The organism is Candidatus Neomarinimicrobiota bacterium, from assembly GCA_041862535.1.
GTDB lineage: Bacteria > Fidelibacterota > Marinisomatia > SCGC-AAA003-L08 > TS1B11.
This window is the reverse complement of sequence record JBGVTM010000055.1, coordinates 1-16,840: the sequence shown is the minus strand read 5'-3', so window position 1 is coordinate 16,840 and position 16,840 is coordinate 1. Positions and strand designations below refer to the sequence as shown.

11 protein-coding genes and 1 pseudogene are annotated in these 16,840 nt (G+C 49.7%); 3 read left to right on the top strand and 9 right to left on the bottom strand.

The window, feature by feature from the left end:
- The 7 genes from ACETWG_02255 to ACETWG_02225 form a co-directional block, all read right to left on the bottom strand.
- On the bottom strand, nucleotides 1-671 hold a 671-nt coding region (locus ACETWG_02255), incomplete at its 3' end, for a HAMP domain-containing protein (GenBank protein MFB0515410.1).
- Nucleotides 671-1,432: a ParA family protein gene (locus ACETWG_02250; GenBank protein MFB0515409.1), complete on the bottom strand. Its 762-nt coding sequence runs from the start codon at nucleotides 1,430-1,432 to the stop codon at nucleotides 671-673. The genes ACETWG_02255 and ACETWG_02250, both read right to left, overlap by 1 nt.
- A 315-nt stretch (nucleotides 1,433-1,747) precedes the next feature.
- Complete coding sequence (locus ACETWG_02245; protein ID MFB0515408.1) at nucleotides 1,748-2,164, bottom strand: response regulator transcription factor; 417 nt, start codon at nucleotides 2,162-2,164, stop codon at nucleotides 1,748-1,750.
- Between the two features lie 18 nt (nucleotides 2,165-2,182).
- Complete coding sequence (locus ACETWG_02240) at nucleotides 2,183-2,809, bottom strand: PAS domain-containing protein (GenBank protein ID MFB0515407.1); 627 nt, start codon at nucleotides 2,807-2,809, stop codon at nucleotides 2,183-2,185.
- A 28-nt stretch (nucleotides 2,810-2,837) separates the two neighbouring features.
- Nucleotides 2,838-3,197 (bottom strand): response regulator transcription factor, encoded by a 360-nt coding sequence (locus tag ACETWG_02235; protein MFB0515406.1) that lies wholly within the window; start codon nucleotides 3,195-3,197, stop codon nucleotides 2,838-2,840.
- A 286-nt stretch (nucleotides 3,198-3,483) separates the two neighbouring features.
- Nucleotides 3,484-4,116 (bottom strand): response regulator, encoded by a 633-nt coding sequence (locus tag ACETWG_02230; GenBank protein MFB0515405.1) that lies wholly within the window; start codon nucleotides 4,114-4,116, stop codon nucleotides 3,484-3,486.
- The gene (locus tag ACETWG_02225; protein ID MFB0515404.1) at nucleotides 4,109-7,354 is read right to left on the bottom strand and encodes a PAS domain S-box protein; all 3,246 of its coding nucleotides are present in this window, start codon (nucleotides 7,352-7,354) and stop codon (nucleotides 4,109-4,111) included. The genes ACETWG_02230 and ACETWG_02225 overlap by 8 nt, the downstream gene beginning before the upstream one ends.
- A gap of 731 nt (nucleotides 7,355-8,085) precedes the next feature.
- Here ACETWG_02225 and ACETWG_02220 point away from each other — a divergent pair.
- The 3 genes and pseudogenes from ACETWG_02220 to ACETWG_02210 all read left to right on the top strand — a co-directional run bounded on the left by ACETWG_02220 (nucleotide 8,086) and on the right by ACETWG_02210 (nucleotide 10,519).
- Nucleotides 8,086-8,214 (top strand): annotated as a pseudogene (locus ACETWG_02220) (integrase core domain-containing protein).
- Between the two features lie 211 nt (nucleotides 8,215-8,425).
- The gene (locus ACETWG_02215) at nucleotides 8,426-10,180 is read left to right on the top strand and encodes a sodium:solute symporter (GenBank protein MFB0515403.1); all 1,755 of its coding nucleotides are present in this window, start codon (nucleotides 8,426-8,428) and stop codon (nucleotides 10,178-10,180) included.
- A 126-nt stretch (nucleotides 10,181-10,306) separates the two neighbouring features.
- Nucleotides 10,307-10,519 (top strand): hypothetical protein, encoded by a 213-nt coding sequence (locus ACETWG_02210; protein MFB0515402.1) that lies wholly within the window; start codon nucleotides 10,307-10,309, stop codon nucleotides 10,517-10,519.
- 650 nt (nucleotides 10,520-11,169) lie between these two features.
- Here the strand turns inward: ACETWG_02210 and ACETWG_02205 are convergent.
- Both ACETWG_02205 and ACETWG_02200 read right to left on the bottom strand, forming a co-directional pair.
- Entirely contained in the window at nucleotides 11,170-12,282 is a 1,113-nt protein-coding gene (locus ACETWG_02205) for a hypothetical protein (protein MFB0515401.1), read from the bottom strand.
- Nucleotides 12,283-12,828: 546 nt separating this feature from the next.
- Nucleotides 12,829-16,840 (bottom strand): choice-of-anchor D domain-containing protein (locus tag ACETWG_02200; protein ID MFB0515400.1); only part of this gene is annotated, 4,012 nt, incomplete at its 5' end.

Below are 16,840 nucleotides of genomic sequence, written 5' to 3'. Positions count from 1 at the left end.
GTCAGGTCCTTCCAGGTACCGGCTACCCCCGGCACCTCGGCCTGACCACCCAGCTTCCCTTCCGTGCCTACCTCCCGAGCCACCCGGGTCACTTCGGAACCGAAGGCCTGCAGATTGGCCACCATCTGATTGATGGTATCTTTGAGCAGAGCGATCTCACCCCGAGCCTCTACGGTGATAGCCTTGGTGAGATCTCCGTTGGCTACAGCGGTGGTCACTTCAGCAATATTCCGAACCTGGTTGGTAAGGTTGCTGGCGAGGCCGTTAACGCTACTGATAAGCGATTGCCATGAACCGGCCGCTCCCTCTATGGTTGCTTGTCCTCCTAAAACACCTGCCGTACCTACTTCCATTGAAACCCGCGATAGTTCACCAATTATCCTGCCCATCATATCGACCATGTGGTTGTATGAGTCCGCTATATCACCAAAAATATCGCTTTTTTCCTTAGTTAACCGAACCGATAGATCACCATTGCGTGCAGCCTCCAGAGCATTGAGCAGAAGCTCCAGCCGTCGATTAGCATAAGTCTCGTCCACATCTTCTAGGTAGTTTTCTATAGCAGGCTGAGATTTTTTCACCCCGGAGGATTTAATAGTGGTCCTCTTCTGCGGTCCGGTTTTTTTAAGTAATTGTTTTTCCCCAAAATCAATATTTTCTCCTATTGGCATTATAGCCTCCTTATTCGGTTCCGTTGTAATAACTCCTTAGCCAGAGCCAAATAGTCTCGAGCGCCATTGGATCTCGGAGCATAATGAATCACACTGGTTGCATAGGAAGGTGCCTCTGCAATGCGCACATTTTCCCTTATTACTGTTTTGAAGATGTATCCATTTATTTTGGTTTTAATATGATTTAAAATTTCCGAACTCAATTTCCTGCGTGAATCATATTTTACTGCAGCAATACCCTTCACTATTAATCTCTTGCCATATTCTCGCCGAAACTCTTCGATTGTTTCCAGCAATTGGACTAAACCTCTCATAGTGAGAACTTCCATCTGCAGTGGAATGATGAGACTAGTGGAAGCGAATAAAGCATTCAGCGTTAATACTGATAGGGAAGGGGGTACATCAACTAATATGTAATCATATTCATTTTGATGTTTCTTAAGAGAATGCATTAAATACTTTTCCCGGTTAGAATCATCTATAATTGCTATTTCCACATTAACCAGTTCAGTCGAGCTGGGTGCAACCTTCAAATTATCGCAATCGACTAGAATGGAATTCAAATCCCTGGTCCCCGCAAATACATCTGCCATACTCCCTTCGGGTTCGATAATTCCCAGTGAATAAGTGAGATTGGCTTGGGGATCCAAATCGATGAGTAAAACCTTTTTCCCAAAGGTAGCCAATGCAGCCCCAAGGTTAATTGCTGTAGTTGTTTTTCCGGTACCTCCTTTTTGATTAACTATGGAAATAATATCCATCAAAACTGGCCTGATTTATGCTAACAAAAGGATAATCCTATTTTAGGAAAATAACGTCTTATCCTTATAATCGAATTGCTTATTCCAGCCAGCTGAACCGCGGTTGTATCGCTGCTGGGTACGGGGCGGGTGAAACGCCCCCTGCCGCAGGTAGCCGTGATACTGATTAGATTACCAAATTGGATCACCTCATCGGGCACAGCAGACGCTGACCCATTGACTACTATTAGCGGGGGGCGTTTCGTTAAGCTAGAGATGGGCATCGTCGCACTAGAGACAATGATGGAAAGGTGGGCAAGTGGTAGCATGTTGGTACTACGAGGAGGGATTGAGGTGTTTATCGGTAGGACTAGGCTTCATCCTGGCCGCCGCTTCCACGGCGAAACTTTCAACAATTGGCTTGATGTGCTTAAATCCATTGGACTTATCCAGAAACGCGTCTGCTCCTTCTTCCATGCATCGTCGCTGGTGTTGTGGGACTGGATAACTGGTGAGCATGATTACCTTGATATCAGGATTATCACGCTTGATTTCGTGTAAGACGTCAATGCCGTTGCCGCCTATTAGTCCAATATCCAGAATCACCAGATCAGGCTTCTCTAATCGGATAGAGACTATAGCTTGATGCGCCTCACCCTCCTGGCCAATGATTTCCACCTCTGGAAAATCAGAGAGGATATCAACCAGGCGTTGGCGAATAAGATCAGAATCGTCTACGATGATGGTTTTCATTCCAACTACTGAATGTTGTTAATTATCTCCACCAACCACCCGCAGGTTGGCATCCAGCACCACCAGGGGCTCATGTACCGACTCCACCCTATTCGTGGCATACTCCTGCTTTGCTTGTGCAGCCCGCTCCGCCAGTTTGGATTCAGTTATATCTTCGAAGGCTAAAATGATCCATTTGGCATTGTTCGTCCTGTGATTAATCCGGCGGGCACTCAGCAACATGATCCGCCGGCCAAGGGTAGGAAAGTCGTTCTCTACTTTAAAGTCATGCAGGGTGGTATTTTGGGACAGAGTGTTCCTCAATAACCGCCGAAGCTGGGAGTTTTTCCATTGGTGATTCCACAGCTTGAAGAATACCTGCCCTTCAGTTTCCGCTGGCGTTACGTGGAAGGTTTGGTAAAATGAAAGGTTTGCTGAGGTCACACGCAGGTCGGAATCAAGCACTAACAGGGGCTCAGGCACCGAATTGACAATCGCCTGCGTATGTTCATAAGCCTCTTGAAGGGCCAGAGTCTCTCGGTGGCGCGCGGCATCAGATTTTTCAAGTTTGACAATCTTCTGACGCAGCGCTACTAACTCATTAATGAGCTGCACCTTTGTCTTATCTTGATCCCTCGTATTCCTCTTGCGAAACCGGTTGCTCACTTCCTCGTAGAGACCTTTGTTTCCGTTGTTACCGCTGGCTGTCTCGAAGTAATTGGGTGATTACCTCAGGAACCTTTTCAAATTCCGTCGACTTATCGAAAAAAAAATCCGCGCCCCTCTCCATACACTGCTTGCGGTATTGAGGATAAGGGTAATTCGTCAGGACAATGACCACGATTGCTGGATCATGCTGCTTGATGTCGTGCAGCACATCGATACCGCTGCGCCAGGGCATCCGAATGTCAAGCACCAAAACATCGGGCTTAAGCTCCAGGATGCGATCCCTGGCTTCGATACCATCCCGGGCCTCCCCGATTATTTCTATTCCTTCAATTTCAGAGAGCATTGTCGTTAACCGTTCCCTGACAACTGAAGAATCGTCTGCGATGAAGACCTTTATGATTACCCTTACCTATTTTATCTGATTCCGGTAAACCTGCCGGTAGGCCGTATGCGGACTTTAAGGAATACGGCGGGAAAAGCATATGGCAAAAGGATGATTTTGTTGTAGGATAAAACTGATAATCTTGTAGTATATGTACTAAAGGTTATAGTATCTGGCTGAGTATGTTGTAGTACTCGAACTACAAGGCTGTAGGTATTATCCTACAGGTAGGTGAGTATTTGGTAGGAAGGCTAAGAATGTTGAGGAAGCGAGAAGCGCCCTGAATACCTTACCCCACCAGTCCACGTTGAATGGCGTAGCGGGTCAATTCAACATTCGTTTTCATATCCATTTTTTCCAATACCCGGGTCCGATAGGTATTGATGGTGCTGACACTCAAGGGTAGTTCTTCGGCAATCTCCTTAATGGTTTTGCCAGAAGCTATCATGATCATTACCTGGTATTCCCGATCGGATAGTATCTCATGGCGTGGGGCTCTGAATGCTTTATCCAATCTCATGGCTAGTTCCACGCCCAGCTTCGAGCTGATATATCTCCCACCGGCGGCTACTTTTCTGATGGCTGCTATCAGCTCCTCAGGAGCGCTCTCTTTGGTCAGGTAGCCTAACGCACCGGCCCTCAGAATCCGAAGGGCATATTGCTCTTCTGGATGCATACTCAGGATGAGTACCGCCTGCTCCGGCCTGACATGTTTGATCTGCTTAAGTACCTCCACCCCACTTTCACCGGGCATGGAAATATCGAGCAGAATTACATCATATTGTGTCTGAGCCAACCTGGCTAGGATCTCCTTACCGTTACTGGCCTCATCGAGAGCGGTAATGTCCGGGATCTCGTTTAGAATTTGCCTCAGCCCGGCCCTAAAGATGGTATGATCGTCTGCAATCAGCACCCTAATCATGGCGATTCTCTCCATTATCGAGCGGAATTGTAACGGATACCGTAGTTCCTTGACCTTCTCTACCTTCGATCCGGACCTCACCGCCAAACTGGACGGCTCTCTCATGCATACCGATCAAGCCCAGGGATCGGGAGTTGGTAATCTGTTCCTCCGAAATACCTACCCCATCGTCGCCGATTTCCAGGTTGAGCTTCTTACGACGTAACCGGAGTGTTACCGTGACCGTCGAGGCCTGAGCATGGCGGCTTACGTTCGTCAGAGTCTCCTGGAAAATGCGGTACACCGCCGTTGAACGATCGGGATCCAGCACGATGTCCTCCGGCTCGAGCTTCAAGTCACACTTGATCCCGGTACGTTTGTGGAACTCCCCCAATTCCCAGTCTATCGCGGCGGCCACCCCAAGGTCGTCCAGTATAGCTGGTCGCAGCTCGGAGGTAATTCTCTTCACCGTCTGAATCATGGAATTGGACAGTTCTCCCATGGCATTGGCCTTCTCCTCCAGGGGCTGCTGGTCCTTCCGAAGTTTGCTCTTCAACCAGGACAGATCCATCTTCAGGGCCGTCAATTCCTGTCCCAGCTCATCATGTATCTCCCGGGCGATCTGGGTTCTCTCATCTTCTCTAACCGACTGCAGGTGAGCGGACAGGCTACGTAACTGCTCGCGGGATTCCCTCAATTGATCCTCCGCCCGCTTGAGCTCGGTGATGTCGGTGAGTGTTCCTTCGTAATACTTTACTTTGCCTTGCGCATCCCGAACTGTGTAAGCATTTTCGAGCGCTGTGATATCAGTGCCATCCCTTCTTTTTAAAAGTAGTTCTATATTCCTAAGCTCTCCCGTTTTTTCAAGTTCTCGCGTAACAAATTTCCGATCTTCAGGGTTCGCATACAAATCCCGCGCTATATCGAGATCACTCATTTCTTCCTCGGTGTCATAGCCAAGCATTTTCATAAGCGCGGGATTGACGGTTAATAACCGGCCACTCGGCGTACTTTGAAAAACGCCCATAGGTACTTGGTGAAAGAGCAATCGGAATTTTAATTCGGAAGCTCGCAGTTCCTCTTCCACCCGCTTGCGCACGATCATAGCAGTCAGCGGCCCGGAAAGAATCTCAAACCGTGTGAGATCTGATTCAGTAAATGGTTCTCTTCCAGCAATATGCAGCAGGCCGAAGACGTTGCCTTTAGAGGCGAGCGGGACAACCAGGATCGATTTGATGCCCAGGAGTCTTTTAATCTGTGGGATGATCTTTTGAAGCGGCCTGGGTAAGGGTTTCCCGTTAAGGTTGGACTTATCAGCGAATTCCCAGACCCAATCCCGGATTTCCTCAGGATCCTTTAATATCTTTGGCTTCGACGAGTGCAACCACTCTGAACTCAAGCTCCCGGCTTTTAACGGGACTTTAATGGTGGGTATTTTGCGATCGATCAGCTTTTCAATCTGATTTACCGTTTTCTGGGTCAGGGGAAGGTTCTGCATGATCAGGTGTTGACTGTCCTCGCTGAGGAGATAGACTGCCGCTCCATAGGAAGAAAATATGTCTCTGGTCTCCCGGGCCAATAATTCAATTACCTCCTGAAGGCTCTTACCCCGGTTGATAGCGTTATTCAATTCATTAATAAAGGTTAGGTCTTCATTTCTTTGGCGAATTTCCTCCTCCACCCGCTTGAGCTCGGTAATGTCCACAATGATCGCGTTAAAGCCAATTATCTCCTCCTTGAAAAAGGTTACGGTTGGCCTGGAATGCATATGAACGACGCTGCCATTTTTATGTATGACCCGGAATTCCAACTCGATTTCCCGGCCAGGCTCTTTCCAGGCATTCCAGAATATTTTCAATATGTGTCGCTTATCATCTGGATGAAGGAAGTCTGCGAAAGGCTTCCCGATCAGTTCCTTTTCGGAGTAGCCCATTATCTTGCAAAGGGCCTGGTTCACATAAGTAAGCCTTCCTTTGATATCAGCGGTGGCAATGCCAGCACCGGCATTATCTACAAGGCTTCGATACCTGAGCTCGCTTACTCTCAGTGCCTCCTCCGCCCGCTTGCGCTCGCTTATTACTTCCTGTGCTGCTCTATACAGCCGTGCGTTCTCGATAGCAATAGCTATCTGGTCAGCCATCGCCTCCATGGCCAGGACGTCTCCCGGTGCAAAATCGTTAATATGAATGCTTTGCATGTCCAGGACGCCGAGCATTTTTGCCCCCAGCTTGATCGGAACGCATAGCTCCGATTTCGTCAATACCTCCCCCAAAAAGCCCTTGACATAGTAGGGGTCCTCACTGATGTCGTTAGCCAGCCAGGGCTGGCCCGTTCGGGCGACGAAGCCCATAATACCCTCGTTTAATGACTGGCGATATTGCCCCGGGGCCATGTGCTCAAAGCCACCGGCGATGGCTGGCATCACCAGCTCATTGTGATCCTCATTTAAAAGGCAAAGGGACACATTATAGTAGTTGAATTTCTCCTGGATAGAGCGGGTCGCTTCTTGCAGCAGCTTATCCAAATTGAGGATTGAGACCGCCTTCTTACCCACTTCGCTGATCAGCGCCAGTTGATTGGCCTTTCTCTTCTCCTTCTCGTACAGCCGCGCGTTTTCGATGGCAACGGCGATTTGCCGCCCAATGGAGGTCAACAACTTAAACTCAGCTTCAGAGAATTGCCGGGGAACGCGGCTAGCCACAGTCATCAACCCCAGAATTTCTTCCTTGGCTTGCAGCAGCACCGGAACAGTAGCGGTCGGACTTAGGCCCTCCTTTTTCATGGCTGACAGAATTCTCTTCAGCTCCACTCGATCCTTAATTACTGCCTCTACCGAGAGTATGAATTTCCGCAGCTTACCCTCAGCCATCACTGCTTCCAGAGTCTTCTCATCCACGCTTACTGATTTTACTTCATCGGCGAATTCTTCCGATATGCCCCGATGAACGGCCAGGTCCAACTCATGGCGCACAGGATCGGCAAGATATATCCCACCGACATCCAGATTCATCAGTTCCAATACCTTGTCCAGAGCAGTGTTCAGGATTTCATCCAGATCGAGCGATTGACTCACCACTACGGCAATGGCATTGAGGGCGGCAAGTTCTTCGCTGTGCCGCTCAGCATCCTCTTCCGCCTGCATGCGGTCGGCGAGATCCCGTTTGCTGCTAATGACCATATGTATAGCTAAAGTGATAACCGTCGCCACTATTACGATGGTACCCAATAAGACCAACAGGAAGTCTATTTGCGCAGACATAAATACGCTCCGAGGTAGAGAATATCTTCGACGATGACTAACACGTTATGTATCTGCCAGAGGGAGTGGGTAATAAAAATGGGGATGGCAGCATATACCAGCACATTGCCCGGTGGCTGATAAAAGCCCCTAGCGAGACCCAGGAACGCTCATCCCGATGGGCAGGCGGGTCAGAACGCTCTCGTCGGATAGTATACAGAGTATACAGCGAGATACAGGATTCCTGGCATCCATGGAGCCTTCGGTGAGTCCCTTTCCGCAGCCAATGATAGTTACTGTTGAGGCACTCGTGAGAAGTAAAGCAGGCAGTAGGAGTCGTTTCATGATTTCTCTCCTAAGATTATCATTTTAGCTACCAGAGCCCCGTACAGAAGACAGCAGGTTCACGGAGGAAAGTGCTTCTTTTCACATTTCCCTTACAATAATAAGGCACATAGGATAAGAAACCTGTAGGACTATGCCTGATTAGCATGTAGGATATCATATCAAATTCTTGTAGGTAAAAATCCTACACAACCACTATCCAATACGAAGGCACAGAGCCTCATTCATACCATGGGAACAATACAAGATATGGTTCAACAAGTCAATCTGCCATAATAAACTTAATTTTTGACCTGTTCGGTGTCAGAGCAGTGTGGCCCATTCGTGTGTTTTTGCTAAGAGACACTTTTGCTAAGATGGAAACGAAGCAAAGGAGTATCAGATGAATGAGAAGAAGACCGAGTCGGGAGAGATGGAGACAGCAGTACAACCACGTGCGTCCCCACAGCAGTCTTGGATACCGGCCGCCGGCTCCTGAAGCGATACTTCCAGGTCCCCAGATGTTACCAGCTGAAGGCTTAAGAAGTGCTAACTGAAACCCAATATCCTAACTTTGGGTGTGGGCCAAAGCATAGGGGCAGGCCACTCAACCAAGCGGGTCAAGGCAGAGCGATAGCATGATACTGAGTTGTGCAATCAAGGTTGACTACTAAACGATAGATTCGCGAACAATATTAGTTGTGAATATCCCGTGGTGGAAAGCATGATCAAGATATTCATCCATGAATATTCAGGGAAAAATACCCAATGAATAGTTTTGAAACCTTCGATTGGATTGTTATTGGATTATACTTCCTAGTTCTTCTTGGACTAGCCTGGTGGACCATCAAACAACGCCAGGATACCTCTACGGATTATTTCCTGGCTGGTCGTCATTTGGGTTGGTTTATCGTAGGAGCGTCCATTTTCGCCTCGAACATCGGGTCGGAACATCTGGTCGGGCTGGCTGGTACGGGTGCCACTGATGGCGTGGCCATGGCACACTATGAACTGCATGCCTGGTGCCTGCTAGTGCTGGGATGGGTCATGGTTCCGTTTTACACCCGGTCGAAGGTGTTTACCATGCCCGAGTTTCTAGAAAAACGTTTCTCACCGGCCGCCCGTACGGTTCTCTCGGTTATCTCGTTGGTAGCGTACATCTTAACCAAAATCGCAGTGGGAATCTTTGCAGGTGGTATCGTCTTCAGCGTCTTACTCCCGGAAATGAATTTCCTGGGCATGGACAGTTTCTGGGTTGGTTCCATTCTGGTGATTGTACTGACCGGCATCTATACCATTCTGGGTGGTCTACGTGCCGTGGCCTACACCGAGGCCTTGCAGACCGTCGTCCTAGTAATCGGATCCATTTTAGTGACGGTCTTCGGGTTACACGCCTTAGGTGGCTGGGGGGAGCTACGAGCCATTGCTGGATCGGAGATGTTCAATCTCTGGAAACCGCTGGTACCGGCTGGGGTAGAAAGCACCTGGGCACCGCTATGGGAAGCAGGCCGCATGGCCTGGTACTTCAATGATAATTACCCCTGGCTTGGGATGCTGTTTTGCGCACCCATCATTGGCTTGTGGTACTGGACCACAGATCAGTATATCGTGCAGCGGGCGTTGGGGGCACCCAATGAAACTGAAGCCCGTCGCGGCTCTATCGCTGCCGCCTTCCTGAAGCTCCTCCCAGTATTTATTTTCATTATTCCAGGCATGATCGCATTTGCTTTGGCGAAAAGCGGGCAGGTGCAGGTTCTGCAGGATCAATTGTTCGGTGCCGATGGCCAGCTTCTCCGGGACAATGCCCAGAAAGCCTTCCCCTTGCTGGTGGCAAATGTTCTACCGGTTGGTGTACGGGGTATTGTTGTAGCTGGACTGCTGGCTGCCTTGATGAGTTCGCTCGCCGGTGTCTTCAATGCATCATCCACTCTGTTTACCATGGATTTCTACTCCCGACTGCGACCCGCAGTTAGCCAGCATCAACTGGTTTGGATGGGTAGAGTCGCCACCACCGTCATGGTCCTTATCGGCCTGGCCTGGATTCCGGTTATCAGGGGAGGTAAGGGACTTTATGATTATCTGCAAGGTGTTCAGGCGTATCTGGCACCACCCATCTTTGTGGTATTCTTTCTCGGTGTATTCAATAAGCGGCTGAATGCCAAAGGCTGTTTGGCAGCCCTGATTACCGGTTTTATCATGGGTCTGTTCCGTCTGGCTGTCGATACCCCCGTTAAATTGATGCATGGATTTGCCTACTCGGAGGGCTCATTTTTCTGGGTGATTAATAATATCTTCTTCCAGTATTACAGTCTGGTCATCTTTATCGTTTGTGTAGTGGTGATGATCGTTGTCAGTAAGCTGACCGAAGTGCCCTCATACGAGAAGATCAACGGGCTCACCTATGCTACGACCACGGATGAAGATCGGCAGACTTCTCGGGCCAGCTGGACAATACGTGATGTAGCTGCATCGGCACTGGTCATGATTCTCATCGTCGCAGCGTACCTGTATTTTACAGGCTAGGTTCGATCATTTGAAGCTGCGACTATCGGTAAAGAATGGGTGGAACTAGAACGTGGTGCTGAAACGAATGAATGATGCTGGATTATCCACCTTACTGATGATGTTGGTAAAAAGGAGAGCAAAATAATGGCGGCTACTATCGGCTTTGATTTTGGGACCAATTCGGTGCATTGTTTGATTGTAGATGTCGCTACCGGAGAGGAGCTGGTCACAGCTGTACCCGTCTATGAGGCCGGGGATGCTGGTGTTATCACGGATTCCACAGATCATAATCTGACCCGGCAGAATCCGGCTGACTATCTGATTGGAATGGAGGTCACCACCAGTCGCCTGAGCTAAGCAGCAGTATTCCTCCTTCACACCCCATGATATAATCGGTATTGGCGTAGATACCACCGGTTCCATACCGTTGCCTATCGATAAGAACGGCGTGCCCCTAGCTCTGCTTAAGGAGTTTAAGGATAATCCCAATGCCCATGCCTGATTGTGGAAAGATCATATCGGCCACGCTGAAGCAGCAGAGATAACGGAATTGGCAGCCCGGGAACACTCGGAGTACCTAGCCAAATGCGGTGGTATCTATTCCTCCGAGTAGGTCCTGAAGTGTTCAATGCAGCGCATACCTGGGTAGAAATCTGTGATTACATCCCAACCGAATTGACGGGCAATCTTGCCCCGGAGAAGATCAAGCGGGGTACGCTTCAGAGATGGTGTCAGCTAAACCTTGGAGACACAAAATGTGTCTCTTAGTTTTTAGTTCAAACTGTGTAAAATGTTTTGAAGACCTACAGCATGCTACAATCAGTATGCTGAGGTCTTGCTTCTCGACGGGAAGGTCAGCTGTCCCCTACTTCAACAGCACCATCTTGATGATTTGGTGCATTCAGGTGTGACAAGGTGGGCAAGGTGATGTATGCCGCTCTTCTACTCTCAGATGAATTGGAGACAATTCACTGTCCTACCCGACTGCTCTCCAGTAAATCCCATCCCTATTCTGCTCCCCCCATGGGATTGCCCTCGGCATTGGTCCTGATGAACCAGATATCATAATCACCCGCGCTGAAAGACTCCGTGTTACCGACGATGACATATCCACTGTCGGCGGTCTGTAGGGCTGAATGGCCTACATCCCGGTAGGCTTCACCATAAGTTCGGGTCCATGACTCGGTTCCTTCAGCATCGGTCTTGATGAGCCAGATATCACTCATGCCTGCACCGTAAGAATAAGTATAACCGACGATAATAAAGCCATTATCACTAGTCTGCTGGACAGAATTTGCCAGGTCATCCTGATCCCCACCGAATGTGCGAGTCCAGACCTCCTTACCCTCGGGGTCCGTTTTTATAAGTAAGGCGTCGTACCCGGCAGTGCCGAGCAAATCAGTACGTCCGGCGATGATATACCCACCATCGGCAGTATGAGCGACAGCATGAGCCATATTCGTGCCTCTCCCCCCATGGGTTCGGCTCCATATCGTGTCACCAGAAGCCTCCACTTTAAGAAGCCAGACATCGTATCCTTTCACCCGATAAGACTCTGTATATCCCGCAACAATATATCCCCCCTCTGACGTTTGCAGGACGGAACGGCCTCCATCCCAGCCACTCCCGCCGTAGGTCCGATTCCAGACCTCTCTTCCATCGGAATCCGTTTTAATAAGCCAGACATCACCCGGTCCTTCGCCAAAGGAGTCGGTGTATCCAGTCAGGATATATCCCCCATCGGACGTCTGACAGACTGAAGCAGCGCCGTCCCATAGGCCACCGCCGAATGTGCGAGTCCATTCTTCCGAACCTTCTGCATTTAGTTTAATAAGCCAGACATCATAGTCCCCGGCACCATAGGACTCGGTGATCCCGGTAATGACATACCCACTGTCAGCGGTCTGCTGGACAGAGAAGCCTTCATCCCATAGTGTCCCACCGTAGGTTCGATTCCATTCCTCCTCTCCGGCAGCACTGATCTTAATCAGCCAGACATCATTACTACCCGCGCCATAGGAACCGGTCATCCCGACAATTACAAATCCACCGTCGAACGTCTGTAGCATGGAATGGCCCACTTCATCCAGACGCCCACCAAAGGTTCTTCCGAAGATCAATTCCCTTTTCGGCTCCGTCGGTCTTTTACAGGCTGGCCAGAATAGCGCTACAGCGGCGAAAATCAGAGTCGCCAGGGGGCCAGCCCATTTGACGACATAACATAGAGGCAAGATTCTCACGAAGATTCCCCAGTCCCAACCTTAGGGACAGTGTTACCCTCGGAATCGGTCTTGATCAGCAAGATATCAGCTTCCCACTTGCCAAAAGACCAGGCTACTTCCGCCGAATGTCCGAATCCGGGCCGTATCTTCCACTGCATCCGTCTTGATGAGCCAGACATCATAGTCTGAGTGAGGTGAGAGATAACCCGTGTGTCCTGCCAGCAACTAACCATCATTGTCGGTTGGGTGAACTGAAAAGAAGTAATCGTAGGTGCTGTCACCATAGGTTTTGGTCCACATCGTATCCAACTGAGCACTGGATTCTATCGGGAGCATAGTTATGCCTAATGCGGCCAAGATTGGCATACTGAATCTTTGGGAGATCACTTAAACCTTTTCTGCTACTTCAGCAGCACCCCCGCCTACGGCGGGACTTCCCGCACGCTATTTCAATAATAGCATCTTGATAGTGCTGGTATGACTTGGTGCTCTCAAGTGTGCGAAGTAGATACCTGAGGGCAGATCTCGTCCGAACTTATCCCGGCTGTTCCATAAAACCTCGTGTTCACCCAGATCGGTCCAGTCATTCACCAGTGTGACAACTTCCTGGCCCAGAATATTGTAGATGCGCAGTGAAACCTTCTCCGGTCTTGGCACGGTGTATTTGATCCTAGTGGTGGGATTAAAGGGATTGGGATAGTTCTGGCTTAGAGCAAAGTCGGTGGGAAGTCCGGCCAGGATCTCCTTTACAGTCGCTTCCACATAAGCCTGAGAACCAGCCACCGCCTTGAAATGATAGGGGAACTCCTCTCGAAAGCCAGTAATATTGATTGAAGGTTGCCCATCCAGAAGGACATGCGTCTCACGGGTAATAAGATCAATCAGGACGATCCCAAAATCAGCAGGTATCTCTCCCTTCAACTGAGACGTTAGCTGGATAGGCCCAGATTCTTGCCTGGTGAACAAATCGATATCCCATACGCCATTTGTTTCTTCAATGGAACGGATGTCTGAGGTCCATCTGGCTTTACCACCACCCCACTCGGGACGTTCCATGGCAAGTGAAATATAGCCTTCAATATAGGGTGGCTCGGGATTCTCAAACCGGTCCCACTCTTCCGTTGCACCCTTGATTCGACCAATATAGTTAGCCACGTCAGAGTACGTTGGACCAACGGCTTGGATATTCAGCTTCCATCCGGGAATGTCTTGCTTATCTCCTTTTACAAGTCTGAGCAGGGATTGTGCAAAGGGATCGATAACAATCTCAGCACTACTTTCAGTATCCCGGTTGTAGATCGCGTAGCCACCCCACGGTTTCAACTTCGTTTGCAGGTCTGACCAGCCTTCTGTGCCATTCAGGGCATACGTGAGCGGGCCGTAGAATTCAGCCTGGTCAGCATTGAAAGCCACATCAAAGGGATAGGGGGAACCGATGAAGTTCCACCCGGGCTCGAGGGTCAGGACATACCCGGCCAGATCGCTGGATGTCCCTGCTCCGGTACTTAAGGTGATGTCAGCTGCTTTGCGCTGGTAAAGCCAGTAACCCTCACTTATTCCAAATTCCGCGGGATTTTCCAAGTACTGACCATCATCCAGGGAGAAGATACGCCAAGTCTTCTTTGTTCTTTCACCTAATTCATCACCGATCGTACCAAGGACATTGGGATCATCCAGTTCTGTTGGAACCGAGATTAACCGCCATTTATCCTTTGGATAACCTGTGGGGAAGAAACTCTCAGAGATGTCCGTAGTAAGGGCTTTATCTGGAAACGTCACCGGTATACTGAATGTGTCTGTATTTCCGGCTATTGAATTCTCATCCTCAGCACTCAGGTAATAGGCGAGACCGGTGATTGTCACAGCACTTCCTGGAATCGTAGCAACGTATAGATCCGAATTATCCAAGGTCATCACTTCAGAAGTATATTGGTCATCACCACCTTTTAGATAGAATAGGTGCACGGATTGAATCTGGCTCTCGTCGGTAATGTTAGCACTGACCGTGACATTCTCTGAGATTGCTGGCAAGGCAGGACTAGCCGCGATACCGGCTATTTCCGGCGGCCGAATATCCCGGAATGGATTATCACTTTCGTCTGACATGATAGTCCATTGACTGAAGGCTGACTGCTGGAGAGCGATAATCTGCCTGGCCAACGAATCAACCCTGACTGAATCGGGAGTGAGGATTCGCCAGGGTACCGCCGCACCAGCGAAAGCAGGGCGTTTTGCAAGGCGAAGCCTACTATGATTGTATACACCCAGAAGCCTACTATAGTCAAAGGCTATATCAACGGCAAATCCCCCGGCAATGTACGCTATGATCTCCCAATAAAAATCAGCATACACGGGTATGTCAATTAAGTCATTGGGATCGATGATGATAGTGGACGAATCGACGGGGGGTGTTACATTCGCGCTGGATGCTTCCACTGATCCACCTGCTGACGCTATGAAATCAAGGATAATTCCGAGACCGACCCCGCCGTTATCTTTAAGTACGATCGGTTCCGGATTCCCTGCCGGTACACCGGATTTCGCAAAGGTAACCGACCCGTCCGGTAGTATTCTCAGGTCCACCTGAATTGAATCGGTTGTGACGAAGAATTCAGGATATCCAGCAGCATTGGTGGTCACGACTAATAAACCGGAATAATCCCCCTCAATTAAATTCGCCGAGTTAATCACCGACACTTGGACAGCATCTATCTCGCTGGGACCTAAACTTCCGGATAGGGGGGTCACTGCCAGCCAGTTGTAGGCTATCCAAAAAGCCTTGACGCTTATCTGATAATCCAGGGGATAAGTCCCTCGGTTAGTGATAGGTATCGCGAAAGTAACGGAATCACCGCTCTCGGCAGCAAGAGCGTAATATCTGCAGCTGATATTAGTTTCCGGAGCCACGCCCCGGCCGCTAAGATCGACGTTCGTCTGTCCTTGATCCGGGTCATTAGAGTTGATTACTAATGAAGTGAACACATTCCCTGTATCAACCGGAGCATAACGGACTTGAATAACAAGACTGTCTTCGGGGTTGACATTTGTATTACTCTGCTCATCGAACGAAAATACCGGATCGGAGACCTCCAGATTGTAGATCACAAGGGTATCGTTCCCTGGGTTGTGGATCTTGAAAGAGAGCGTGCTGTCAGCTTGGCACAGCACATTCCCGAATAATAATGCGGTTGCAGACAGGGAAATGGTAGGCTTGACGCCCTGACCCGTCATGGGAATCCGGATTGCCGTTGTATCCGGATCGTTGTGCTCAATGGTGAGTGTATCCTGATACAGGATCGGTTCCGCGGGGGTAAACTCAATCAGTACTTCCTCTGTGTCCTGGGGCGCCAGAGAAAACGGGCCCTGCTGTAATTGGAACACCGGTTGATGCAAGATCAGTTCAGTCACCTCAAGGGTGTCCGCGCCCAGATTGCTGATCTCCAGGACCCTCACTCGCGTGCTGTCCCGGCGCACAGGACCGAAGTCCAGACTGTCGTCCGATAACACGATATGCGGCCAGAGGGGGATGATAGTGATGTGTATCTTCAATGTATCCGCTAATTCACCATCCGAAGCGATTACCCTGAAGGAATCGCTCAGGATACCTTCAGGAGTTATGCCGAAGACGCTATCGGCCTGGGAGGATAGCCAATCTGGTAGCATACTAAATGTGAAGGTTAACGTGCTGTCCTCCGGGTCGGTGGCCGTAGCATGATAACTGAAATACATGTCTTCGATAGCCTCGGCGGAGGCAGGCGAAGTGATAATCGGCGGATCGTTTAACGGGATGACCGTCACGTCCACTAGCAGAGTATCGTGAAGCTCACCATCGGAAACGATGATCCTGAATAGCGTATCCACCGTACCTTCAAGAGGAGTTCCAAATACACTATCTGCTCCTGCGGCGAGCCACCAGGGACGCACGTCAAAAATCCACATGAGAGTACTGTCCTCGGGATCATCAGCGGTGGCATGATAGACAAAGTGCTCGTCCTCAGCGGCCTGGGCTGCATGTGCCGAAGTGATCACCGGGGCATCATTTACGGGGGTGACGCTGATACTCACCACCAATGTGTCAGTCAGTTCGCCATCCGAAGCTATAATCCTGAAAGTGGTGTCCAAGTCTCCTTCCAATGGTGCGCCAAATGCGCTGTCTGCATTTGATGTCAGCCAGGAGGGTAGCTTGTCAAATATCCAAGTGATAGCCTGATTTTCGGGATCATCGGCAGTGGCATGGTAGCTGAAGTATTCATCCTCGGTTGCATCAGCAATGGCTAGAGAGGTGATCACAGGGGCATCATTCACCGGGCTAACCGTTACGCCTACCAACAATGTGTCAGTCAGTTCCCCATCAGAAGCCATCACCCGGATTAAGGTATCCAGATTTCCCTCCAACGGCGTACCGAAAACGCTGTCGTATTGGGCGTCAAGCCAGGCGGGCAGCAAGTCAAAGGTG